Below are 19294 nucleotides of genomic sequence, written 5' to 3'. Positions count from 1 at the left end.
GCGCAAGAGTCGCGAACGAATCCGCCATGACCCTCAAGCTGCGCGCGCCGCTGGGCATCTCTTTTTCCGCGCTGCTGCTGTGGAGCTTTGCGCTGGTGGGGCTGCCGCTGCTCATCGGGCTGTCGGTCACGGCGTATCTGTTCGATCAGGTGGCCACGCAGGCGCGCAGCTCGGTGGCCGTGGCGGTGCAGCTCACGCGCACCTCGCGCCAGATCGCCCAGGACATCGACAACCTGCAGCGGGCCAGCGGCCAGTGTCTGGTGCTGCAGGACGCCGCGCTGTGCAGCGGGGTGAAGCAGGCGCATGAGGCTTTCGTGCACGATGCCGCGCAACTCCAGGCCATGCCGCTGCCGCCCAACCAGCAGCACACCCTCTACAGCCTGAACACGCAGGAAGCGGCGCTGTTCGCCGGGGTCATGGCCTCGGGCAAGGTGAAGGATGGCGCTCGGGTGTTCAACGCGCTCAACCCGCAATTCGACGCCATGCGCCTGTCGGCCGACAGGCTGATCAACCACAGCAACGGCCTGGTCGATGCGCTGGAAGCGCGGCTGCTGCAGGTCTCCAACCGCGTGTGGTCGGTGCTGGGCTGGCTGGCGCTGGCCAGCGTGAGCCTGTCGGTCTGTCTGGCGCTGCTGTTCTCCTGGCTGCTCAGCCAGCCCTTGCGACAGATCAAACGCTCCATCCGCCGTCTGGGCGAAGGGCAGCTCGATCAGGCGCCCAGCGTGGCCGGGCCGCGCGATCTGGTCGATCTGGGCGTGCAACTCGACTGGCTGCGCCGCAGGCTGGCCGACCTGGAGGCGCAGAAAATCCAGTTGCTGCGGCATGTATCGCACGAGCTCAAGACCCCGCTGGCCTCGATGAAAGAGGGCGTGGACTTGCTGGCCGAAGGCGTGCCCGGCCCGCTCAACGCCGAGCAGCAGTCGATCACCCGCATCATGCGCGGCAATGTGCGCGACCTGCACCACCGCATCGACAGCCTGATCCATTACGACAGCGCGCTGCATCACCCCGAACCGCTGCAGATCGGCCCGGTGAAGCTGCGGCTATTGCTCGCCAGTTTGATCCGCCGCAATCATCTCACGCTGCGGGCGAAGGGCGTGCATGTGGAGTGCGGCTGTGCTGCGCTACAAGTGCAGGGCGATCGCGCCAAGCTGGAAAGCCTGTTCGAGAACCTGCTGGTCAACGCCATCCGCTTCAGCCCGCAGGGCGGCCGAATCGGATTCGACGCCAATCGGATCGAAGGCGGCGTTGAAATCTGCGTCAGCGATCAGGGCCCGGGCGTGGCGCCGGAAGACCGCAAGCAGTTGTTCCAACCGTTCTTCCAGGGCCGCAACCAGCCGGCCAGCGCCTTGCGCGGCACCGGGCTCGGTCTGGCCCTGGCGCGGCAGTACGCCCAAATGCACGGCGGCACCTTGGAGCTCGCGCCCCACCCCGGCCCTGGCGCGGTGTTTCGCGTGTTTCTTCCAGACCAAGCTCAAAATCCGGTATGACCTTGCCACGTTTTCTACGCCAACGCTTCATTCTTTCCCTCGCGCTGCCGCTCGCGCTGACGTCCTGCGCCGAACTGCCACGGTTGGCTCAAATGGCCGCACCAACAACCTCCGGCTCGGCCCCGACCGATCGCCTCGACGAAACCACCCTCGACCGCCTGCTGCGCGACACCCCGCAGACCGCAGGCCCGGCGCTGCAGAGCCAGACGACGCGGCTGCTGGCGCTGGGCAAGCGGCGCGGGGTTGCAGAACAACTGCAGCTCGCCATGCTGATGCTTACGCGCGGCGAGGCGGGCGACGCCGAACTTGCACAGAATTTGCTTGAAGGTGTGCGAGCCCGCGCTGACGATGTGCCGATGCGCAACTTCATCACCCTGCTGCAGCGCGATGCCGCGCAGCAACTCGCCCTGCAGCAGGCGCAGAAAAACGTCCAGGCCCTGCAAAAGCAGATCGACCAGATCAAATCGCTAGAGACCCAGCTTCAGAACCGCAGCCGCTGATCCCACCCCATGCCCGCAACCGTTCTTCTGGTGGATGACGACCCCGACCTGCGCCAGCTGCTGGCCATTCGTCTGCGCTCGGCCGGTTATGCGCCCGTCACCGCCGCCAGCGGCGCCGAGGCGCTGGGCAGCCTGGCGGCCAGCCGCCCCAGCGCGGTCATCACCGATCTGCGCATGGACGGTATGGACGGGCTGTCGCTGTTCGAGCACATCCGCGCGCAAGACCCGTCGCTGCCGGTCATCATTCTCACCGCGCACGGCACCATTCCCGACGCGGTGGACGCGACGCAGCGCGGCGTGTTCGGCTTTCTGACCAAGCCGTTCGAAGCGCGCGAGCTGCTTGCCCTGCTGGAGCGTGCGATCGCGCTGCAGCCCAAGCAAGCCGCCGCGCCCTCGCCCAAGGACGAAGCCTGGCGCGCCGACATTCTCACCGCCAGTCCGCGCATGCTCGCACTGCTGTCCGAAGCCGGACTGGTGGCGCGCAGCGAGGCCAGCGTACTCATTCGCGGCGAGTCGGGCACCGGCAAGGAAATGCTGGCCCGCGCCATTCACCGCGCCAGCCCCCGGCAGGCCGGGCCGTTCGTCGCCATCAATTGCGCCGCCATTCCCGAAACCCTGCTCGAATCAGAGCTGTTCGGCCATGCCAAGGGTTCGTTCACCGGCGCCAGTCAGGCGCAGACCGGGCTGTTTCAGCAGGCCAGCGGCGGCACGCTGTTTCTCGACGAGATCGGCGATATGCCGCTGCCGCTGCAAGTCAAGCTGCTGCGCGTGCTGCAAGAGCGCCAAGTGCGCCCGCTGGGCGCGGCGCAGGCGGTCGATGTGGACGTGCGCATCGTCTCCGCCACCCACCGCGATCTCGACGCCGCCATCGCGCTCGGCCAGTTTCGCGACGACCTGTATTACCGCCTCAATGTCGTCACCCTGCACCTGCCGCCGCTGCGCGAACGGCGCGAAGACATCGCCATGCTGGCGCAGCATGCGCTGAAGATCCTCACCCCCCGGCTGCACCGGCGCATCACCGGCTTCACGCCCGACGCGCTCGATCTGCTGCAACAACAAGACTGGCCCGGCAACGTGCGCCAGCTCATGAACGTGGTCGAGCAGTGCTGCGCGCTGAGTACCACCAGCCGCATACCGGCCACCTCGGTGACGCGGGCGCTGCGGCTCAAACCCACCACCCTGCTGCCTTTCGCCGAAGCCCGCGAACAGTTCGAGCGCGACTATCTGGCCCAGTTGCTCAAGATGAGCAACGGCAATGTCGCCCAGGCCGCGCGGCTGGCGCAACGCAACCGCACCGAGTTCTATCGCCTGCTCGGCAAGCACCATCTCGACCCGGCGCAGTTCAAAGCCGCTGCCGAAGAAGCGCCGCCGCAAGACTAGGGCTTGTCGCACTGTCGCTCCACCGCGACAAAAATCATTCGATAAATCAAGGTGTTGCCAAAACACCGGGCAATCCGTCGCCGCTGCCCGACGCTTTTCTTGGGCAAATCGGCCGTTTGTCGCTAATTTGTGTGATTTTTTCCCTCAATCCCTCTGAAAGCACCCCGGTGGCACAGGGTTTGCACTAGGACTCCGCGCAGATCGTATTGGGTCGATCTGCCCCCAACCGGAGAATCCTCATGCACACCCACCCTTCCCCCGCAGCCCCGCACGCCGAACTCGCCCTCGCCCGGTTCCACGCCATGCAGCGCCAGCTGTACGCCCTCGCCGCGCAACTGCGGGCGCTTTACCAGCCCGATCCGCTGGCCCGGCTGCAGCGTCAGCAGGCGCACGACCTTGACCTTCTGCAACGGGAGTTTGACGCCAGCGCCTTGGGCGCATCCCCGCGCCCGATCCGCTCGTCCGGGCCGCGGCGCTGACTCGCCCCTGCCCCCAACTCACCCTGACAGGAGAACCGCCATGTTCACTATCGACTGGTCTGTATTCACCCCTTATTCCGCCCTTGCAGGCGGCGCGTTGATCGGCGCCGCAGCGGGCGCGCTCGCCTTGGGCGGCGGCAAGATCGCGGGCATCAGCGGCATTCTGGGCGGCTCGCTCAGCGACGCTCTGGCCGCGCGTCGCCCAGCCTCGTGGCGGCTGAGTTTTCTCGTCGGCGTGCTCGCGGCTTCGGTACTGTGGGCGCTGTCGATGCCCCTGCCCGGCGCGCAATTCGAGGCGCCCTGGGGGCTGCTGCTCGTCGGCGGTCTGCTGGTGGGGGTGGGCGCGCGGCTGAGTTCGGGCTGCGCCAGCGGCCACGGTGTCTGCGGGTTGGCGCGGCTGTCGCGCCGCTCGCTGGCTGCGGTGGCCACTTTCCTCTCCACCGGCATCGCCACCGCGGTATCGGTTCATGCCCTGCTGTACTGACCCTGAGTTCTCAAGGAGATCCTCATGAACAAGCTCGCGTTTTTCTCCGGCCTGCTGTTCGGCCTGGGCGTGCTGCTTTCCGGCATGACCAACCCCGACAAGGTGCTGGGTTTTCTCAATATCGCCGGCGCCTGGGACCCCAGTCTGTTGCTGGTTCTCGTCACCGCCGTCGTCGTGGCCTTCGCGCCCATGCAGCTCGCGCAGCGTCGCAGCAAGGCGCTGCTGGGCGAGCCCATCGCCTTTCCCGATACCCGCAGCATCACTTCGCGGCTGCTGCTGGGCAGCGCGGTGTTCGGTATCGGCTGGGGCATGACCGGGCTGTGCCCCGGCCCGTCGCTGGCCTCACTGGCTTCGCTGCACGCGCCGCAATGGCTGTTTTTCGCCAGCATGATGGCCGGCATGGCGGGCTTCGAACTGTGGCAGCGCGCCGCGGCCAAGTCATCGCAAACCGCACCGCTCCAAACAAACCGAAAGGCCGCCCCGCTGACGGCCAAACCCTGAAGGAGGCTCTCATGTCCACAACTTCACCGATGCGCTACACGCTACGCCCTGCCGGAACCGAGCGGCCGCGCTCCAACACGCCCCGCCCGACGCTGGCCGCCGCCCCTGACGACGCCGACCAGCGCCTGCGCGCGCAGGTGCTGGAGCGTCTGAGCCAGACTTCTCTGCGCCACCTCGGCATTCAGATCGAGGTTCAGGCAGGCTTGGTGCGGCTGTGCGGCACCCTGCGCGACCCCAAGCTGCGCACCCATGCGGAATGGCTGGTGTTCACCACGGCAGGGGTGCAGGCGGTGTGCAGCGATTGGCAGATCGCCCCCGGCAGGGCTCCGTCCTCGCCGCATTAACACCCGTTCACGCCCATCCCCGAATTCGGCGCCTGCGCGCCGTCCCCAGCGACTTGTCGCGCTCCTCGCACGCCCACCCGTCTGCGCGACGGGTCGGGAGTGTTTTCGCCGCAGCTTTTCGGCTGCGGCGATTTTCTCCCCCTTCCAGCCCCCAGAGCCATGAAAAAACTTGCGTTCGTATTTGCCAGCCTCGCCGCACCGGCCGCCCAGGCCACCGACGGTTACTTTCAGCCGGGTTACAGCATCAAATCCAACGGCATGGGAGGCGTGGGCATCGCCCTGCCGCAGGATGCGCTGGCCGCAGCCACCAACCCGGCCGGCATGGCGCTGATCGGCAACCGCGTGGACGGCGGACTGAGCCTGTTCAAGCCCGACCGCAGCGTGAGCACCGCTGGCAGTCTGGGGTCGGCCATGGGCCCGGCCGCTGGCACGCCGATCACCGGCACCTATTCGGGCAATGACCAGTCTCTGTTTCATCGGGATGAACTGGATGCTCGATCCCCGCATGGCCGTCGGCATCAGCATGTACGGCAACGGCGGCATGAACAGTGGCTACTCTGAAATTTTTCCGCCCCTGCAAGCGGGCACCGGGGTCGATCTGCAGCAACTTTTCATCTCGCCGTCCTTCGCCATGAAGCTCGACGACGACAACGCCGTGGGCATCGCCCTGAATCTGGTCAAGCAGACCTTTCGCGCCAACGGCCTGAGCAACTTCAAGCTCTATTCCGTTGCCCCGGACAAGCTCACCGACAACGGCCACGACAGCTCCACCGGCTTGGGTGTGCGGCTGGGCTGGACGGGTACGGTCGCCCCCGGCCTCACTTTGGGCGCCACCTGGCAACCCGAAACCCGCATGAGCAGTTTCAGCAAATACACCGGACTGTTCGCCGGAGGCGCGCATTTCGACATTCCTGAAACCTACGGCCTGGGCTTTGCCTGGACGCCCGCGCCGCAGTGGACCCTGGCCGGCGACGTGGTGCGCATCAACTACGCCAAGGTCAAGGCCATCGGCAATACCGCCGACTGCTTCTATCAGCAGCAATGCCTGCTCGGCCAGGACAACGGCCCGGCTTTCGGCTGGAAGAACATCACGGTGATCAAGCTCGGCGCGGCCTACCAGTACAGCCCCGACCTGACCCTGCGCTTCGGCTGGAACCACGCCGACAACCCGGTGCAGAGTTCACAGGTCTTTCTCAACACCATCGCCCCCGCGGTCACCCAAGACCACCTCACCCTCGGCGCCACCTATGCGGTGAGCAAGGACATGGAAGTCTCGGTGGATTACGTCCATGCGCTCGACAACAGCGTGACCGGCCCGCTGCCGCCCGGCTTCGCCACGGCGGGCTCGACGGAAACCGTGCGAATGAACCAGAACACGCTGGGCGTGTCGGTCGGCTGGAAGTTTTGAGCGCCCCTACGGCCGGGCTGCGGCATTGACCTGAAGGAGCGCAGGGAATTGTCCCGCAAACAAATGCGAATCGTTATTATTTATTACATTATTTTCGTCGTCTCGCGTTTCGCCCCGCTTCCCTCTTTTTTGGAGCCTCCATGTCGCATCCCGCCCTTTTCCTCTCCCGTGCCGCCGTGGCCGCCTTTGGCGCGCTGAGCTTGTCCACCGCCTTCGCCGGGCCGCAGTGCACCAACCAGCCGCAATCGGCGTGGATCGATGCGGGCAAGTTCCAAATGGAGTTGAAGGCGCAGGGCTACGAGATCAACAAATTCAAGATCACCTCGGGGCAGTGCTACGAGATCTATGGCAAGAACCAAGCCGGTAAAAAAGTGGAGATTTACTTCGACCCGGTGAGCGGCAAAATCGTCAAACAGGAAACGCGATGAGCGCCACAGCCGACGCTGAGCGGGTGCCGCTGGCCATCCGGTTATTCCACTGGGCGTTGGCGGCGGCTTTCATCGGCGCGTGGGCGCTGGAAGCCGACTGGCGCGCGGCGCACGAATGGCTGGGCTACGCCGCCGCGGCGCTGGTCGTCTGGCGTCTGGCCTATGCCTGGCGCGCCCCCGCGGACTGGCGCTGGCGCGCACTGCTTCACCCCCCGCGCAAGGTGCTGCGTCATGCCGCGCAGTTGGCGCGCGGACGGGCGGAACTGGCCGCGGGCTACAACCCGATCGCCGCCTGGAACGTCCTCGCCATGTTCGCCATGCTGCTGGCGATCGCCGCCAGCGGCTGGGCGCTGACCACCGACCGCTACTGGGGCGACCAGACGCTGCAGGCGCTGCACGCCGTGCTGGTCAATCTCATGGGGTGGCTCGTCGGCTTTCACCTGCTCGGGGTGGCCGTGGGCAGTTTGCGCGCCCGGGGGTTTTTGCCGCGGTCGATGCTCGACGGGCGCAGGCTGCCGCATTGAGGGCTGCGCACCCGCCGCACGCCTTGGCGCTTGCGGCGCTTTTCAGGTGCCGCGCACGTAAGGGTTGCTGCGGCGTTCTTCGCCGAAGGTCGACTCTGGCCCATGTCCGGGAATGAACACCGTGTCATCGCCCATGGGCCAGAGCTTGCCGGTGATGCTGTCGAGCAGCTGCTGATGATTGCCGCCGGGAAAATCGGTGCGGCCGATCGACCCGGCGAACAACACATCGCCCACCCAGCAACGCCGCGCCTCGGGCTGGTGGAACACCACATGACCCGGCGTGTGGCCAGGGCAATGCCGCACGGTGAAGGGCAGCGAACCGAGCTGCAGGGTGTCGCCATCGGCCAGCCAGCGGTCTGGCGTGAACGTCTTGGCGGGCGGAAAGCCGAACCTTTGCGCCTGCTGCGGCAGGGCGTCGATCCAGAACTGATCGCCCGGATGCGGGCCGATGATGGGCACACCCGCGCGCTGCGCCACTTCCGCCGCGGCGCCCGCGTGGTCGATGTGCGCGTGGGTCAGCCAGACCGCGCGCAGCGTCACGCCGGCCTCGACCACCGCATGCAGCAAACGATCCACCTCGCCGCCGGGGTCGGTGAAAACCGCCTCCTGCGTGGCGTCATCCCACACGAGACAGGTGTTCTGGGCAAAGGCGGTGACCGGGAGAATGCGGTAGCGGAGCATGGCTTGAAGCGGATGATTTGACACAGAAAGGGCAGGCGATCCAGTCTATAGCGGAATCTTCTGCCTCCCCCTGCTGAGAGGGATTGAAGCGACTTGTGCCGCTCCCTACACTGGTTTTCCCTTTTTCGACCGCCCGGCCCGTTCGCCCATGTCCCGTCATGCCTCGCCTGTCATTGCACCCCCATCGACGCGAGAGGCCGCGTGCGCAGATGCTGCTGCAGGCCATCATGTTGCTGGTGCTGATGATGTCGGCGCCCATGTCAGCGCCCGCCTGGGCGACTGCCCCCTCCGGCGCTAATGCGACCCCGCTGGTGGTTCTGGTGCCGCAGGATCTGCGGCGCCAGAATCTGCAAAATTCGCTGCAGGTTTACCGCGAAAACGGCAAGCGCCTGGAGCCCAGCGCCGTGGCCGCCTTGCCCGATGCGCGGTTCCAGGCGGTCAACGGCGGCAATCTGGGCATCAGCGAAGACGCCCTCTGGTTGCGGGTGCATCTGTTTCGCAGCGCGCAGTCGCCCGAGCAGCTGGTGCTGCAATTAGGTCGCCCGGTCTGGCGTGAGGCGCAGGCTTATCTGCTGTCGGCCGATCTGGCGCAGGCCAGCGGTGAGCACCCCGCAGGCATCGGCCAGCTCGACGCCTTGCATTCGCGTTACACCGCTTACGCCTTCCAGCCGCCCGAAGGACCCAGCACGCTGCTGCTTCGCGTGGCGCAGTACGGCGCGCTCACACCCGAATTTCACCTGTGGAACGCGGGGGCGTTCCGCCAATACGCGGTGGACGACGCGCTGCTGCAGGGCCTGTTCTACGGCATGGTGGCGGCGCTGCTGATCTACAACGCCTTCCTGTTTCTGAGTACGCATGACCGAGCCTATTTCGCCTACATCCTGTGGCAATCGGCCACTTTGTTCTACATGCTCGCCATTTCGGGCGTAGGGCAGCACCAACTCTGGCCAGACACCCTCGTCTGGAACAGCATCGGCCTGGTGGGCGGATTGCCGTTGATGTGCGCCGGAGGGCTGTATTTCATCCGCGCCTATCTGCTGTTGCCGCGCCACGCGCCGCGTACCGATCTGGCGCTGCAGATCGTGCAATGGCTGGCCATCACCCTCGCGGTGGCGGTGTTGCTGCCCAATAGCGAATGGCTGCTGGTTCCCGCCCAGCTGATCGCGGCGGCCTCGCTGGTGCTGATTGCGTGGGCCGCGGCGGTGCGCTGGCAGCAGCGGTTCATGCCGGCCATCATCCTGCTGCTCAGTCTGTTTCCCCTGCTGATCGTCGGCTTTGCCAACATCGGACGCACTCTGGGCTGGCTTCCAGAGACTTTTCTCACTTCCGACGCGCTGCAGTGGATTTTGGTGTTTCTCGCTCTGGTGCTGACCTATGGCCTGTCGGTGCGCGTGGCGCAATTGCGCGAACGCGCCACGCGCTTGCAGGATCTGCTGCTCAAAGATCCGCTCACCGGCCTGCTCAACCGCAACGGCCTGTTCGACAGCGGTCAGCGTCAACTCGACCGCACGCAGGACAGCCAGGCATTTGCCGCCGTGCTGTGGCTCGATCTCGACGGCCTCAAGCGCATCAACGATCAGTTCGGCCACGCTGCGGGAGACGCGCTGATCCAGGCCACCTCGGCGCGGCTGCGCGAAGCCTTCGGGCCGGACGCGGTCTGCGCCCGCCTGGGCGGCGATGAGTTCGCCGTCGTACTGCCCAATCTGCCCTCGCCGCGCCTGGCCGAAGACCTGGCCCGGCATGCGCTGGAGCGGCTGCGCGCACCCTACGCCCTGTCCGGGCGGGAGTTCCGCGCCTCGGGCAGCATCGGCGTGGCGCTGTACCCGTCTCATGCGCAAACGCTGGAGGAGTTGCTGCGCCTGGCCGATGTGGCGATGTATCGCGCCAAGGCCCTCGGGCGCGATACCTATGTCGTGTGGGAGCCCGACATGGAGGCCGACGTGCAGACTTCGCTGTTCCAGTTCACCCGCCCGGCACGGTCTTGAAGCGACTCCTGCGTTTCCTTGAGAGCCGACGTTTCCCCTGTACGCAGCAGGGCTGCTGTAGACAAGCCCGGCCGCAACCCGCACACTAAAGTCTCAACAAATAACGAGGGAGACAACGATGATTCGACCGATGCGACAAATGCGGCGAGCCCTCGCCACCTGCGGCCTGCTTGCTGTGCTGGGTGCGGCGTGGCCACTGGCGCAGGCTGCGGAGGCGGTTCCGCCGCAGTTCGTCGGCGCCAATATCGCGCAGGGCCAGAAGTATTACGACAATCTCAAATGCGCCGCCTGTCATGCCCAGCGGATGATGGGCTCGTCCTCGGCGATGTACACCCGCGCCGACCGCAAGGTGCACAACCCGCAGCAACTGATGGCGTTCACCCAGATGTGCGTCACCCAGCTCAACCACGACCTGTTTCCGGAAGAGGTGAAAGACATCGCCGCCTACCTCAACCAGACTTACTACAAGTTCAAGTAAGGTCTGCTAGGGCGCCGAGGCCGCGCCGGGCATACTTCCAGCAGGCGGCTGGGTGATGAGGCCGATGCGGCTCAGGCCCGCTTTTTGCGCGGCGCCCATGACCCGGGCGACATCGCCGTAGGGCACGGCGGCGTCGGCGCTGATGTGCACCTCGGTCTTGGGCGACTGTTGTGCGGCGGTGGTAAAGCGCGCCGTGAGCTGTGCCAGGGTGATGGTTTGGTCGGCCAGATAAAGTTGCCCATCCTTGCGCAGTCCGACATTCAGCACCGTTGGCGCTTGTTGCGCGGCGGGAGCATCGACCTTGGGCAGATCGAGCTTGAGACTGCCGGAGAGCAGCGGTGCGGTGATGATGAAAATCACCAGCAGCACCAGCATGACGTCGATCAGCGGCGTCATATTGATGTCGCTCATTGCTTCGCCTTCGTCGCCCTGATCAAAACTGCCGAAGCTCATGGCGCGCGTAATTCAAAGAACGGGGCTGGCCGCCAGCAGTCGCTGCAGATCGTGCGCAAACCCTTCGAGCGCACCTTGCACCCGGCGCGCCCGCTTGCTCAGCGCGTTATAGGCCAGCACGGCGGGAATGGCCACGGCCAGACCTGCTGCGGTCATGATGAGCGTTTCACCTACCGGCCCAGCCACTTTGTCCACGCTGATCTGTCCGCTCGCTGCAATGGCCGTGAGGGCGTGATAGATGCCCCAGACCGTGCCGAACAGGCCGACGAATGGGGCGGTGCTGCCCACACTGGCCAGCAGCACATGGCCCGCCTGCAGACGCCGCTGCGCCGCCTGCAAAGCCTCGCGCAATTCGCGGGTGACGCGGTCTTCATGCGACTGCCAGCGATGCGCGGTATCGGGTCGCGCCAGCCTGGAGGCGGTCTCGGCCATCAGGCTGGACAGGCCGTCGGGGTCTGCACTCTGCGTTGCCGCTGCGGCCTGCAAGGGCGACGCGGCGCCCCAATACGCCGCAATGCCCGCGGGCACACGACGCGTGGCCCGCCAGAGCAGGGCCGCTTTCCACAAAATGACAAACCAGCTCGCCACCGACATCGCCAGCAGCACGAGCGCGACCAGATGGCTGAGCGCGTCACCCTGCTGCCAGAACTGTGCGAGCCCTCCCATGGGTGACTCAGTTCAAGCCCAGCACGTCCTGCATGTCGAACAGGCCGTGGGATTGGGCGGCGAGAAAGCGCACTGCGCGCAGGCTGCCCTGGGCGTAAGTGGCGCGGCTGCTCGACTTGTGGGTGATTTCGATGCGCTCGCCGGTGCCCGCGAACAGCACGGTATGGTCGCCCACGATGTCGCCGCCGCGCACGGTGGCGAAGCCGATGGTGGACGGGTCGCGTTCGCCGGTGACGCCTTCGCGGCCATAGACGGCGTATTGCTTGAGGTCGCGCCCCAATGCGCCCGCGACGACCTCGCCCATTTTCAGCGCAGTGCCCGAAGGCGCGTCCACCTTGTGGCGATGATGGGCTTCGATGATCTCGATGTCATAACCCTGCGCCAGCGCGCGCGCCGCCTGCTCCAGCAGCTTGAACACCACGTTCACGCCGATGCTCATATTGGGCGCCATGACAATGGCGATGCGCTGCGATGCGATGCGGATGCGCGCGAGCTGCGCCTCGTCGAAGCCCGTGGTGCCGATGACCATGGCCACCTCCGCCGCCTCGCACGCGGCCAGATGCGCCATGGTGCCTTCAGGCCGGGTGAAGTCGATGAAATAGCGGACGTGCTGCAGCGCGGCGTACAGATCGGAGCGTATGGCCACACCGGTATGCACCCCGGCAAAAGCCCCGGCGTCCTGACCGAGCGCCGGGCTGCCCGGCATGTCGAGCGCGGCGCCGATGCTGCAATCCGGCGCGGCCAGGACGGCCTCGACGAGCGTGCGGCCCATGCGGCCGCTAGCGCCGGCAATGGCGATGCGATGCGTTTCTGCAGACGATGTGCTCATGCGCGAAAGCCTCTCAAAAGAGGTCAAGGATTGCCAGCGGAAGAGGAAGCCGCAGCGGGCGGCACAGCCTTTTGCAACTCGGCAATCTCGGCCGGCGGTGCGTAAACCGTCAGATTGCCGGGCTGCGAGGCGGCGGCAGGCGGACGCTTGGTTTGCGCAAACTTCTTGTCCGCAGCGGCGATTTCGGCCTGCAGCTGCGCCTCGGTCAGCGACTTGGGTTTGCTGCCGCCATCGCGCAGGGTGTTGATCTGCGCGACGAACTCCTGCTCGGAAGGCAACGGATCGCCGTCGGCGCGCACCATCTTGCCGTCCTTGTCGAAATACACGGTGTAGCGGCGCACGATGGGGGCGTGATAGCCCTGACGCAGGCTGAACACATATTCCCAACGGTTCTGATTGAAGACCGTCTTGAGCAGGGGCGTCCCCATGATGGCTTGCACCTGTTCCTTGGTCATGCCGGGCTTGAGCTCCTCGGCCATTTCACGCGAGACGAAATTTCCCTGAATCACATCGGCGCGGTAGGGCTTGAATATCGACGTGAGATCGTGCTGGGTGGTTGTGGTGCTGCAACCGCCCAGCAAGGTCAGGCAGCACAGCGCCGCAGTGGCAAGCCCTCGCCGCAAATCCGCCCGGGAGGACGCCTGAGCAAAAGCGTGTTCAGAGAAACGAAAAACAGAGTAAAACCGCATCGGGACTCTCGCGTGGTCAACGCGGCCGGGGTCGTTTAACATCGGCGCATTCTACTGAATACGGCCCTCTCCCCCATGGCTCAGAGCAATGCACAAGGTTTGCGCAATACCGGTCTGAAAGTCACTCAGCCGCGCCTGCGCATTCTGGAGATTTTTCAAAAGGGCACGCAGCGCCACATGACGGCGGAAGATGTGTACCGCGTGCTGCTCGACGAGCAGCAAGACATTGGTCTGGCCACGGTGTACCGCGTGCTGACCCAGTTCGAGCAGGCCGGCATTTTGCTGCGCAGCAACTTCGAGTCGGGCAAGTCGGTGTTCGAGATCAACGAAGGCACGCACCACGACCATCTGGTGTGCCTGGACTGCGGTCGGGTGGTGGAGTTTTTCGATCCCGAGATCGAGCGGCGGCAGAAAAAAATCGCCACGGAACACGGCTTCGAGTTGCAGGAACATTCGCTCTCGCTCTACGCGAGCTGCGCCAAAAAGACCACTTGCCCACACTACAACAAGGCGGATCACACGCCGCTTGCGGCACGTCCGCCAGAGCACGGCGAGTAGCCTTTAAGTTCGCTCAGTTGCCCCGATCCGTCGCCCTTCAATCACCCTTCAGTCGTCCCCATCGCGCATGGCTTGGCGCTGACGTTCCTGAAATTCGTTCAGGGTGTCGATACCCCGAAGTTGCAGAATGGTGTTGCGCACGGCTGACTCGACCAGCACACCGAGGTTGCGCCCGGCTTCCACCGGGATCATCACCTTTCGAATCGGCACACCCAGCACATCTTCTTCCAGATTGCCTGCGGGCAGACGGTCGAAGTTGCGGTCGAGCACATCGCGGCGAATCAGGTGGCAGATGAGCTTGAGCCGCATTTTGCGGCGCACGGCGGTCTCACCAAAAATGGTCTTGATATCGAGCAGACCGATGCCGCGCACTTCCAGCAGGTTCTGCAACAGCGGCGGACAGCGGCCCTCGATGGTGTTCTGCGCCACGCGCAGCAGGTCCACGCAATCATCGGCCACCAGGCCGTGACCCCGCGTGATGAGATCCAGCCCCAGCTCGCTCTTGCCCAGGCCGGACTCGCCAGTGATGAGCACGCCCAGACCGAGGATGTCCATGAACACGCCGTGCTGGGTGACGCGGTTGGCGAAGTGCTTGGACAGATAGGCGCGCAGCACGTCGATGGTGAAGGCGGCCGTCTCCGCGGTGCGAAACAGCGGCACCTGCGCCGCATTGCACTCGTCGATCAGACAGGGCGGCGGCTCCTTGCCGTCTGCCAGCACCAGCGCCGGCGGCTCCAGGCCGATGATGCGGCGTATGCGCCGCAGACGGTCTTCCTGGTTGGAGTTGTTGAGGTAATCAACCTCGCGCCAGCCCAGGATCTGTACGCGAAAGGGGTGGATGTAATTCAGATACCCCACCAGATCGGCGCCGGAAGTCGCCCCCTCGACGGCGGCCATGTCGAAGCGACGCTCGGGGTTGCTCTGCCCGGCGATCCATTGCCACATGAGCTGCGCGGCATTGGCCTCGAACAGGCGTTCGGCGGCGAGGGTGGAAGCTTTCAAATCAGGCGGGGAAGATCATGGCGACTGTGTCGGGCCTGCGGCGCGGGTGGCAGTGTCTTGCGGCACCCCTGATGAGGCCACTGATGACGCCTCTGATGACGCCACCGAGGCTCATGCTGCGGTTTGCAAAGGCGCCCAGGCGCTGATGCGGTGGTGCAGCACGGCGGCGTCGGCCTCGCTCAGGAGTTGTTCGCGCAGATCGGTATCGGAGAGCATTTCTGCGATGGCCGACAGCAGCTCGAGGTGCTTGGCATTCGCGCTTTCGGGCACCAGCAACACCACCAACAGTGACACCGGCTGGTTGTCCGGCGCCTCGAAGGCGATGGGCTGACGCAGGCGAATGACAGCGGCGCTCGGTTGCTTGAGCCCTTTGATGCGCCCATGCGGAATCGCCACGCCCTGACCGAGCCCGGTGGAGCCCAGCCGCTCGCGGGCGAACAGATTGTCGGTAATCAGCGCCCGGTTGAGTCCAAGGCTGTTTTCAAACAGCAGTCCGGCGTATTCAAACGCGCGTTTTTTGCTGCTGACGTCCACGTCGAGTTGCACATGGGTCGGCGGCAAAATCTGGGCAAGACGGTTCATGGGATCACGCTTGGGCCAAAGAGGACAGCGAGTTTAAACGGGTTTTGCGGCAGTTCGCCCTTGTCGCGAATCCCGCCCGGAAACTCCGTTGCGGATTCGCGGCAAGGGCAAACATCAGTGAATAGCGATCAACTCGCCAAGTGTTTGCCCGCAGTGGCCTGGTGATCGCGCAAGCGGTTCTTGTGCTCCACCACCTGCCGGTCCAGCTTATCGACCAAGGTGTCGATGGCCGCGTAGAGGTCTTCGTGCTGGCTTTCGCAGAAGATCGATTTGCCCTTGACCATCAGATTGCATTCGGCATGTTGGCGCTTTTCCTTTTCTTTGAGTTTTTCCACACTGAGTAGCACGTTCACATTCACCACTTGATCGAAGTGCCGCACCACGCGATCGAGCTTGGTTTCGACGTAACTGCGCAGGGAGGGGGTGACATCCAAATGGTGGCCGCTGATGGTCAGATTCATAGTGAGGCTCCTGATTTCGGAAAGAAAAGAAACAGCAGGGCTAGGCGCCTTGCCGGGACGGTGTGTAGGGTGGCTCGATCTCCTGTGTTGTGCGCTGCGGCGCTTGTCCGGTGCGCGGTTGTGATTGATCTGTCAGATTCAGTGTGCTACCGCCCCCCGCCAAAATCAAGCCCACTCCCGATCTCTTCACCGGGTTTTTGCTGACAGTCGCCAAAACGTGGAAATGTTCACACTTGAAGGCTCACACTTTGCCGGCCCCAGTGAGGCGGACGCACTGCACGAGACGAAAAAATCGCCCCGGCCTTGCGGCGGGGGCGCATGAAGAGCCAATTTATGAAATGGGGCCCACCCCGAAATCCGTCGCTACGCTCGGATCTCCCTCATGAGAAAACGCCGGGCCGCCCCAAGTTTTCTCATCCCCCTCGGGGGGCCTGACGCGAACGCGGCAGGTCTGGGGGCGCTCTCAAGGGGCAAGAAACTCTGGGGGCGGCCCAGCGAATTTCTGGAGAGCCTGCTCAGCCGGGCTTGTGGGCCGACACCGGCTTGAAGTCGTAGCGCTCAAAAATTTTCAGCGCCGTGGGGGAGCGCAGGAATTCCGCCCACATCAGACCGGCCTTCGGGTGCGCGGCGCCCTTGACCACTGCGGCGGCGTAAATCGCCGTGGTGTTTTGATCGGCGGGAATGGGCACGTTGCTGATGGGGTGACCCGCCTGTTCCTGGAAGATGGCTTCTGACTTCCAGGTCACACCGGCCTGCGCCACGCCCTGCATGAGATAAAGCGGCGTCTGGCGATGGTGGATGTGGGTGAGCGTGGTCTCGCCATTCTTCACCTTGGTGTCATAGACCGCCTGTTCCAGCGCATCGCCCCCGGCCTTTTTCAGCGAGGCCTCGATCTGCCGCGCCACGCCTTCCCAGGCGGGATTGGGCATGGACAGGGTGACGCCCGGCTTGCCCAGATCGGCCAGCCCGGTGATGTGCGCCGGATTGCCTTTGGGCACCATGATGGTGAGGTCGTTACTCACATAGGAAATGGCTTTGCCGGTGAGCACGCCGTCGTGAATCCCGGCCTCGATCTTTTTCAGCCCAGCGGCATACACATCGGGCTTGACCGTCCAGGTCATATTGCCCACGGTGATCGTGCCGCCCGCCTTCATCTGCTTGAGCAGAATGCCGGGGGGCAGGGTTTCGTAGAACACACGGCCCTTGAAGTCGGGATGCTCTTTCTCGAAGGCCTGCACCAGCGGCGCCATGGCGAAGTAGTAGTTACCGGCGACGAAGATCACCAGCTTGGGATGATCGAGATCGCCGTGAAAGTCGGGCAGATCGTTGACCTCCGGAACGGTGAATTCCAGGCCCTTGTTCAGCGCGGGGTTGTTGGCGCCGTGCTGCCAGGGCGGGAAGATGGTTTCCTTGTATTGCGGGGCATGGACTTTGCCCTGCCAGCCGGTGTCGGCCTGTTGCACCTGTTGTGCCTTGGCGAGCACCGGCAGGGCCAGCAGCAGCGCGGCCAGCAAGGGGGTGCCTGTGGCGAGAGGGATACGACGCATGAAAGTCTCCTTTTATAGGTTTCGAGGGATGGATTGAGGCGGCCGGGTACGCAGCGAACGCTCAACCGGCGTAGCGATAGCCCGCGTTTTCAAGCTCGACCAGCGTGCCCACGATGCCGGGCGTGAGCACGGCGCCGGGGATCAGATGGTTGGTGAATTCGGCAGCCATCTGCGCGTGCGAGACCTTGTCGGGGTTGTGACCGATGGCGTGCAGATGCCCGGTGAGTTCCCAGATGGCGTTGTGGCAGGCCAGAAACACGGCGCCGCGCTCTTGCAGCACGGTGATGCTGTTGTCGGCCGGGGAATACACGCCCTTAGGGTCTTCGACCGATTTGGGGTCGGCATCGGCAGCGAGAGAAGTCTTGATCCAGGTATTGGTCTTGGCCTTGCCCTTGGTCAGGCTGCCCAACTGGTATTTGGCCCACAGCGCATCGTCATACAACGCGAGGTGCGCCGAGCCGTGCGTGGCCGAGACGGCCAGAAAATCGGGATGCTTGAACGACCAGATCTGCGCGTTCATCGCGTTGCGCATGAGATTGAGCCACGGCCCCTCCAGATTGGTGTTGTTCCACACTTGCTTGGGCTGACCGGCGTAGGCCAGCACCAGATCAAGGGCCTCGGCATCCCACTCGTCGCGGTTTTCCAGGACCATTTGCGTGGTCTTGAAGTCGCGGCGACGCGGGGCGGCGGCCAGTTTTTTGCCGAGCTCGGCCAGCGTGCTGGCGCCTTGCGGCATGAAGCGCTCTTGCGCCGAAGCGGCCTGGGCCGTTTTTGCGCCCAGCGCCGTCAGGCCGAGGCCCGCAACGAGAGTGGATTGCAGCGCCAGGCGGCGCGACGGTTGAACGGGACTGTGAGTCGACATACAAAAGCTCCTTATGACATGCGCGGGAAAACCCGCGTTGACCCAGAGCTTATGAGGCCGAATTCATAAAGACAAACGATTATTTGAAATCATATGCATCGATCGAATCGATAGATTTCAGCCGCGACTGTCCGCCTTGGGGCTTAATGCGCCACCGATTTTGAGAACAGGTGGATGACCAGCACCCCGGCGAGAATCAGCCCCAGCCCGACGAGCGCGGGCAAGTCGAGCGACTGGTGATAAACCACATAGCCGATCAGGGTGATGAGCACGATGCCCACGCCCGACCAGACGGCGTAGGAAATGCTCATCGGGATGGTCTGCATGGTGCGTGACAGCAGGTAAAACGCCAGGGTGTAGGCCGCCACGACCACCACCGAAGGGGCCAGACGCGTGAAGCCGTGCGTGGCTTTGAGCGCAGTGGTGCCGATCACCTCGGCCGCTATCGCGCCGAACAGAAATAACCAGGATTGCATGGAACGAGCATAGCGGCCGGACGTGTCAGCTTCGGCCGGATGCGGCGCCTGCCCGGCTCACAACGTACCGTGCTGAATCAGCTCGATCTTGTAGCCGTCCGGGTCTTGCACGAAGGCGATGATGGTGCTGCCCCCGGCGACCGGGCCGGCCTCGCGGGTGACCTTGCCACCGGCTGCCTTGATGCGTGCGCAGGCCGCGGCCGCGTCGTCCACGCCCAGAGCGATGTGGCCGTAGGCGGTGCCCAGGTCGTAGTGATCGACGCCGTAGTTGTAGGTCAGCTCCAGCTCGGCCTGCGCCGGGTTGGGCTCGAAGCCGAGAAAGGCCAGGCTGTATTTCTGCTCGGGGCGGTCGGTGGTGCGCAGCAGCTTCATGCCGATGACCTGGGTGTAGAAATCGATGGAGCGCTGCAGATCGCCGACGCGCAGCATGGTGTGGAGAAAACGCATGAGAAATCCTGTGAAAAAGATCGGGCTCCAAAGCGTAGCG

The 19294-nt window shown here is 64.6% G+C and carries 26 protein-coding genes; 14 read left to right on the top strand and 12 right to left on the bottom strand.

All coding sequences use genetic code 11. The features are described 5' to 3' along the window. Positions 1-26: 26 nt before the first annotated feature. The 11 genes from B3H47_RS10460 (at position 27) to B3H47_RS10410 (ending at position 7538) form a co-directional block, all read left to right on the top strand. Complete coding sequence (locus tag B3H47_RS10460) at positions 27-1490, top strand: sensor histidine kinase (RefSeq protein ID WP_286986953.1); 1464 nt, start codon at positions 27-29, stop codon at positions 1488-1490. After that, positions 1487-1990 (top strand): hypothetical protein, encoded by a 504-nt coding sequence (locus tag B3H47_RS10455; RefSeq protein WP_286986952.1) that lies wholly within the window; start codon positions 1487-1489, stop codon positions 1988-1990. The genes B3H47_RS10460 and B3H47_RS10455 overlap by 4 nt, the downstream gene beginning before the upstream one ends. A gap of 9 nt (positions 1991-1999) precedes the next feature. Continuing rightward, entirely contained in the window at positions 2000-3370 is a 1371-nt protein-coding gene (locus B3H47_RS10450) for a sigma 54-interacting transcriptional regulator (protein ID WP_286986951.1), read from the top strand. Between the two features lie 239 nt (positions 3371-3609). Further along, positions 3610-3849, top strand: a complete 240-nt coding sequence (locus B3H47_RS10445; protein WP_286986950.1) for a hypothetical protein — start codon at positions 3610-3612, stop codon at positions 3847-3849. Positions 3850-3856: 7 nt separating this feature from the next. Beyond that, positions 3857-4333 (top strand): YeeE/YedE family protein, encoded by a 477-nt coding sequence (locus B3H47_RS10440; RefSeq protein WP_324344813.1) that lies wholly within the window; start codon positions 3857-3859, stop codon positions 4331-4333. A 24-nt stretch (positions 4334-4357) separates the two neighbouring features. Beyond that, positions 4358-4834 carry a DUF6691 family protein gene (locus B3H47_RS10435; protein ID WP_286986948.1) on the top strand — a complete coding sequence of 159 codons (477 nt, stop codon included), beginning with the start codon at positions 4358-4360 and terminating at the stop codon, positions 4832-4834. Between the two features lie 11 nt (positions 4835-4845). After that, positions 4846-5178, top strand: coding sequence for a BON domain-containing protein (locus B3H47_RS10430; RefSeq protein WP_286986947.1), 333 nt, complete (start codon positions 4846-4848; stop codon positions 5176-5178). Between the two features lie 159 nt (positions 5179-5337). Further along, entirely contained in the window at positions 5338-5739 is a 402-nt protein-coding gene (locus B3H47_RS10425; RefSeq protein WP_286986946.1) for a hypothetical protein, read from the top strand. Beyond that, entirely contained in the window at positions 5669-6586 is a 918-nt protein-coding gene (locus B3H47_RS10420) for an OmpP1/FadL family transporter (RefSeq protein ID WP_286986945.1), read from the top strand. The genes B3H47_RS10425 and B3H47_RS10420 overlap by 71 nt, the downstream gene beginning before the upstream one ends. 140 nt (positions 6587-6726) lie before the next feature. Next, a complete protein-coding gene (locus tag B3H47_RS10415) occupies positions 6727-7014 on the top strand; it encodes a PepSY domain-containing protein (protein WP_013104200.1) in 288 nt (95 codons plus the stop codon). Then, positions 7011-7538, top strand: a complete 528-nt coding sequence (locus B3H47_RS10410; protein WP_286986944.1) for a cytochrome b/b6 domain-containing protein — start codon at positions 7011-7013, stop codon at positions 7536-7538. Before B3H47_RS10415 ends, B3H47_RS10410 begins: the two co-directional genes overlap by 4 nt. A gap of 42 nt (positions 7539-7580) precedes the next feature. Here the strand turns inward: B3H47_RS10410 and B3H47_RS10405 are convergent, their stop codons facing one another. After that, positions 7581-8219: an MBL fold metallo-hydrolase gene (locus B3H47_RS10405; RefSeq protein WP_286986943.1), complete on the bottom strand. Its 639-nt coding sequence runs from the start codon at positions 8217-8219 to the stop codon at positions 7581-7583. A gap of 158 nt (positions 8220-8377) precedes the next feature. Between B3H47_RS10405 and B3H47_RS10400 the strand changes: the two genes are divergently transcribed. Together B3H47_RS10400 and B3H47_RS10395 are read left to right on the top strand one after the other, a co-directional pair. Continuing rightward, on the top strand, positions 8378-10204 hold the full coding sequence (locus B3H47_RS10400; protein ID WP_286986942.1) for a diguanylate cyclase: 1827 nt from the start codon (positions 8378-8380) through the stop codon (positions 10202-10204). Between the two features lie 139 nt (positions 10205-10343). Then, the gene (locus B3H47_RS10395; RefSeq protein WP_286986941.1) at positions 10344-10682 is read left to right on the top strand and encodes a c-type cytochrome; all 339 of its coding nucleotides are present in this window, start codon (positions 10344-10346) and stop codon (positions 10680-10682) included. 6 nt (positions 10683-10688) lie between these two features. Here the strand turns inward: B3H47_RS10395 and B3H47_RS10390 are convergent, their stop codons facing one another. Genes B3H47_RS10390 through B3H47_RS10375 form a run of 4 tightly spaced genes read right to left on the bottom strand, consistent with a single transcriptional unit; the run spans position 10689 to position 13253 of the window. Further along, complete coding sequence (locus tag B3H47_RS10390) at positions 10689-11135, bottom strand: ExbD/TolR family protein (protein ID WP_286986940.1); 447 nt, start codon at positions 11133-11135, stop codon at positions 10689-10691. Between the two features lie 12 nt (positions 11136-11147). Beyond that, entirely contained in the window at positions 11148-11801 is a 654-nt protein-coding gene (locus B3H47_RS10385; RefSeq protein ID WP_013104194.1) for a MotA/TolQ/ExbB proton channel family protein, read from the bottom strand. A 7-nt stretch (positions 11802-11808) separates the two neighbouring features. Beyond that, complete coding sequence (gene dapB, locus B3H47_RS10380) at positions 11809-12630, bottom strand: 4-hydroxy-tetrahydrodipicolinate reductase (protein WP_286986939.1); 822 nt, start codon at positions 12628-12630, stop codon at positions 11809-11811. Between the two features lie 23 nt (positions 12631-12653). Continuing rightward, positions 12654-13253 (bottom strand): outer membrane protein assembly factor BamE, encoded by a 600-nt coding sequence (locus tag B3H47_RS10375; RefSeq protein ID WP_286986938.1) that lies wholly within the window; start codon positions 13251-13253, stop codon positions 12654-12656. A 141-nt stretch (positions 13254-13394) separates the two neighbouring features. On the opposite strand from B3H47_RS10375, the gene fur reads away from it, so the two are divergent. Beyond that, positions 13395-13877: a ferric iron uptake transcriptional regulator gene (gene fur / locus B3H47_RS10370; RefSeq protein ID WP_013104191.1), complete on the top strand. Its 483-nt coding sequence runs from the start codon at positions 13395-13397 to the stop codon at positions 13875-13877. Positions 13878-13925: 48 nt separating this feature from the next. Here fur and hprK read toward each other — a convergent pair whose 3' ends face one another. From hprK to gloA, 7 genes are all read right to left on the bottom strand, one after another. Then, a complete protein-coding gene (gene hprK, locus B3H47_RS10365) occupies positions 13926-14879 on the bottom strand; it encodes an HPr(Ser) kinase/phosphatase (protein ID WP_286986937.1) in 954 nt (317 codons plus the stop codon). Positions 14880-14990: 111 nt separating this feature from the next. Then, the gene (gene ptsN, locus B3H47_RS10360) at positions 14991-15461 is read right to left on the bottom strand and encodes a PTS IIA-like nitrogen regulatory protein PtsN (protein ID WP_013104189.1); all 471 of its coding nucleotides are present in this window, start codon (positions 15459-15461) and stop codon (positions 14991-14993) included. Positions 15462-15589: 128 nt separating this feature from the next. Beyond that, the gene (gene hpf / locus B3H47_RS10355; RefSeq protein ID WP_286731621.1) at positions 15590-15922 is read right to left on the bottom strand and encodes a ribosome hibernation-promoting factor, HPF/YfiA family; all 333 of its coding nucleotides are present in this window, start codon (positions 15920-15922) and stop codon (positions 15590-15592) included. Positions 15923-16437: 515 nt separating this feature from the next. Then, a complete protein-coding gene (locus tag B3H47_RS10350; protein ID WP_013121855.1) occupies positions 16438-17469 on the bottom strand; it encodes a substrate-binding domain-containing protein in 1032 nt (343 codons plus the stop codon). A gap of 61 nt (positions 17470-17530) precedes the next feature. Then, positions 17531-18331 (bottom strand): hypothetical protein, encoded by an 801-nt coding sequence (locus B3H47_RS10345; RefSeq protein ID WP_013121854.1) that lies wholly within the window; start codon positions 18329-18331, stop codon positions 17531-17533. A gap of 143 nt (positions 18332-18474) precedes the next feature. After that, positions 18475-18807 carry a DMT family transporter gene (locus B3H47_RS10340; protein ID WP_276732164.1) on the bottom strand — a complete coding sequence of 111 codons (333 nt, stop codon included), beginning with the start codon at positions 18805-18807 and terminating at the stop codon, positions 18475-18477. 57 nt (positions 18808-18864) lie between these two features. Next, a complete protein-coding gene (gloA, locus tag B3H47_RS10335; RefSeq protein ID WP_013104183.1) occupies positions 18865-19254 on the bottom strand; it encodes a lactoylglutathione lyase in 390 nt (129 codons plus the stop codon). Between the last annotated feature and the right edge of the window lie 40 nt (positions 19255-19294).

This window comes from Thiomonas sp. UBA7699 (genome assembly GCF_002482605.1).
In the GTDB taxonomy this organism is placed as follows: Bacteria; Pseudomonadota; Gammaproteobacteria; order Burkholderiales; family Burkholderiaceae_C; genus Thiomonas; species Thiomonas arsenitoxydans.
This window is presented reverse-complemented; position numbering and strand designations above follow the sequence as displayed.

Bases quoted from the DNA above. Each gene is read 5' to 3' on its own strand.
- B3H47_RS10460 (WP_286986953.1), top strand. From the start codon at position 27: ATGACCCTCAAGCTGCGCGCGCCGCTGGGCATCTCTTTTTCCGCGCTG.
- B3H47_RS10455 (WP_286986952.1), top strand. From the start codon at position 1,487: ATGACCTTGCCACGTTTTCTACGCCAACGCTTCATTCTTTCCCTCGCG.
- B3H47_RS10450 (WP_286986951.1), top strand. From the start codon at position 2,000: ATGCCCGCAACCGTTCTTCTGGTGGATGACGACCCCGACCTGCGCCAG.
- B3H47_RS10445 (WP_286986950.1), top strand. From the start codon at position 3,610: ATGCACACCCACCCTTCCCCCGCAGCCCCGCACGCCGAACTCGCCCTC.
- B3H47_RS10435 (WP_286986948.1), top strand. From the start codon at position 4,358: ATGAACAAGCTCGCGTTTTTCTCCGGCCTGCTGTTCGGCCTGGGCGTG.
- B3H47_RS10430 (WP_286986947.1), top strand. From the start codon at position 4,846: ATGTCCACAACTTCACCGATGCGCTACACGCTACGCCCTGCCGGAACC.
- B3H47_RS10425 (WP_286986946.1), top strand. From the start codon at position 5,338: ATGAAAAAACTTGCGTTCGTATTTGCCAGCCTCGCCGCACCGGCCGCC.
- B3H47_RS10420 (WP_286986945.1), top strand. From the start codon at position 5,669: ATGCTCGATCCCCGCATGGCCGTCGGCATCAGCATGTACGGCAACGGC.
- B3H47_RS10415 (WP_013104200.1), top strand. From the start codon at position 6,727: ATGTCGCATCCCGCCCTTTTCCTCTCCCGTGCCGCCGTGGCCGCCTTT.
- B3H47_RS10410 (WP_286986944.1), top strand. From the start codon at position 7,011: ATGAGCGCCACAGCCGACGCTGAGCGGGTGCCGCTGGCCATCCGGTTA.
- B3H47_RS10405 (WP_286986943.1), bottom strand. From the start codon at position 8,219: ATGCTCCGCTACCGCATTCTCCCGGTCACCGCCTTTGCCCAGAACACC.
- B3H47_RS10400 (WP_286986942.1), top strand. From the start codon at position 8,378: ATGCCTCGCCTGTCATTGCACCCCCATCGACGCGAGAGGCCGCGTGCG.
- B3H47_RS10395 (WP_286986941.1), top strand. From the start codon at position 10,344: ATGCGGCGAGCCCTCGCCACCTGCGGCCTGCTTGCTGTGCTGGGTGCG.
- B3H47_RS10390 (WP_286986940.1), bottom strand. From the start codon at position 11,135: ATGAGCTTCGGCAGTTTTGATCAGGGCGACGAAGGCGAAGCAATGAGC.
- B3H47_RS10385 (WP_013104194.1), bottom strand. From the start codon at position 11,801: ATGGGAGGGCTCGCACAGTTCTGGCAGCAGGGTGACGCGCTCAGCCAT.
- dapB (WP_286986939.1), bottom strand. From the start codon at position 12,630: ATGAGCACATCGTCTGCAGAAACGCATCGCATCGCCATTGCCGGCGCT.
- fur (WP_013104191.1), top strand. From the start codon at position 13,395: ATGGCTCAGAGCAATGCACAAGGTTTGCGCAATACCGGTCTGAAAGTC.
- ptsN (WP_013104189.1), bottom strand. From the start codon at position 15,461: ATGAACCGTCTTGCCCAGATTTTGCCGCCGACCCATGTGCAACTCGAC.
- hpf (WP_286731621.1), bottom strand. From the start codon at position 15,922: ATGAATCTGACCATCAGCGGCCACCATTTGGATGTCACCCCCTCCCTG.
- B3H47_RS10350 (WP_013121855.1), bottom strand. From the start codon at position 17,469: ATGCGTCGTATCCCTCTCGCCACAGGCACCCCCTTGCTGGCCGCGCTG.
- B3H47_RS10345 (WP_013121854.1), bottom strand. From the start codon at position 18,331: ATGTCGACTCACAGTCCCGTTCAACCGTCGCGCCGCCTGGCGCTGCAA.
- B3H47_RS10340 (WP_276732164.1), bottom strand. From the start codon at position 18,807: ATGCAATCCTGGTTATTTCTGTTCGGCGCGATAGCGGCCGAGGTGATC.
- gloA (WP_013104183.1), bottom strand. From the start codon at position 19,254: ATGCGTTTTCTCCACACCATGCTGCGCGTCGGCGATCTGCAGCGCTCC.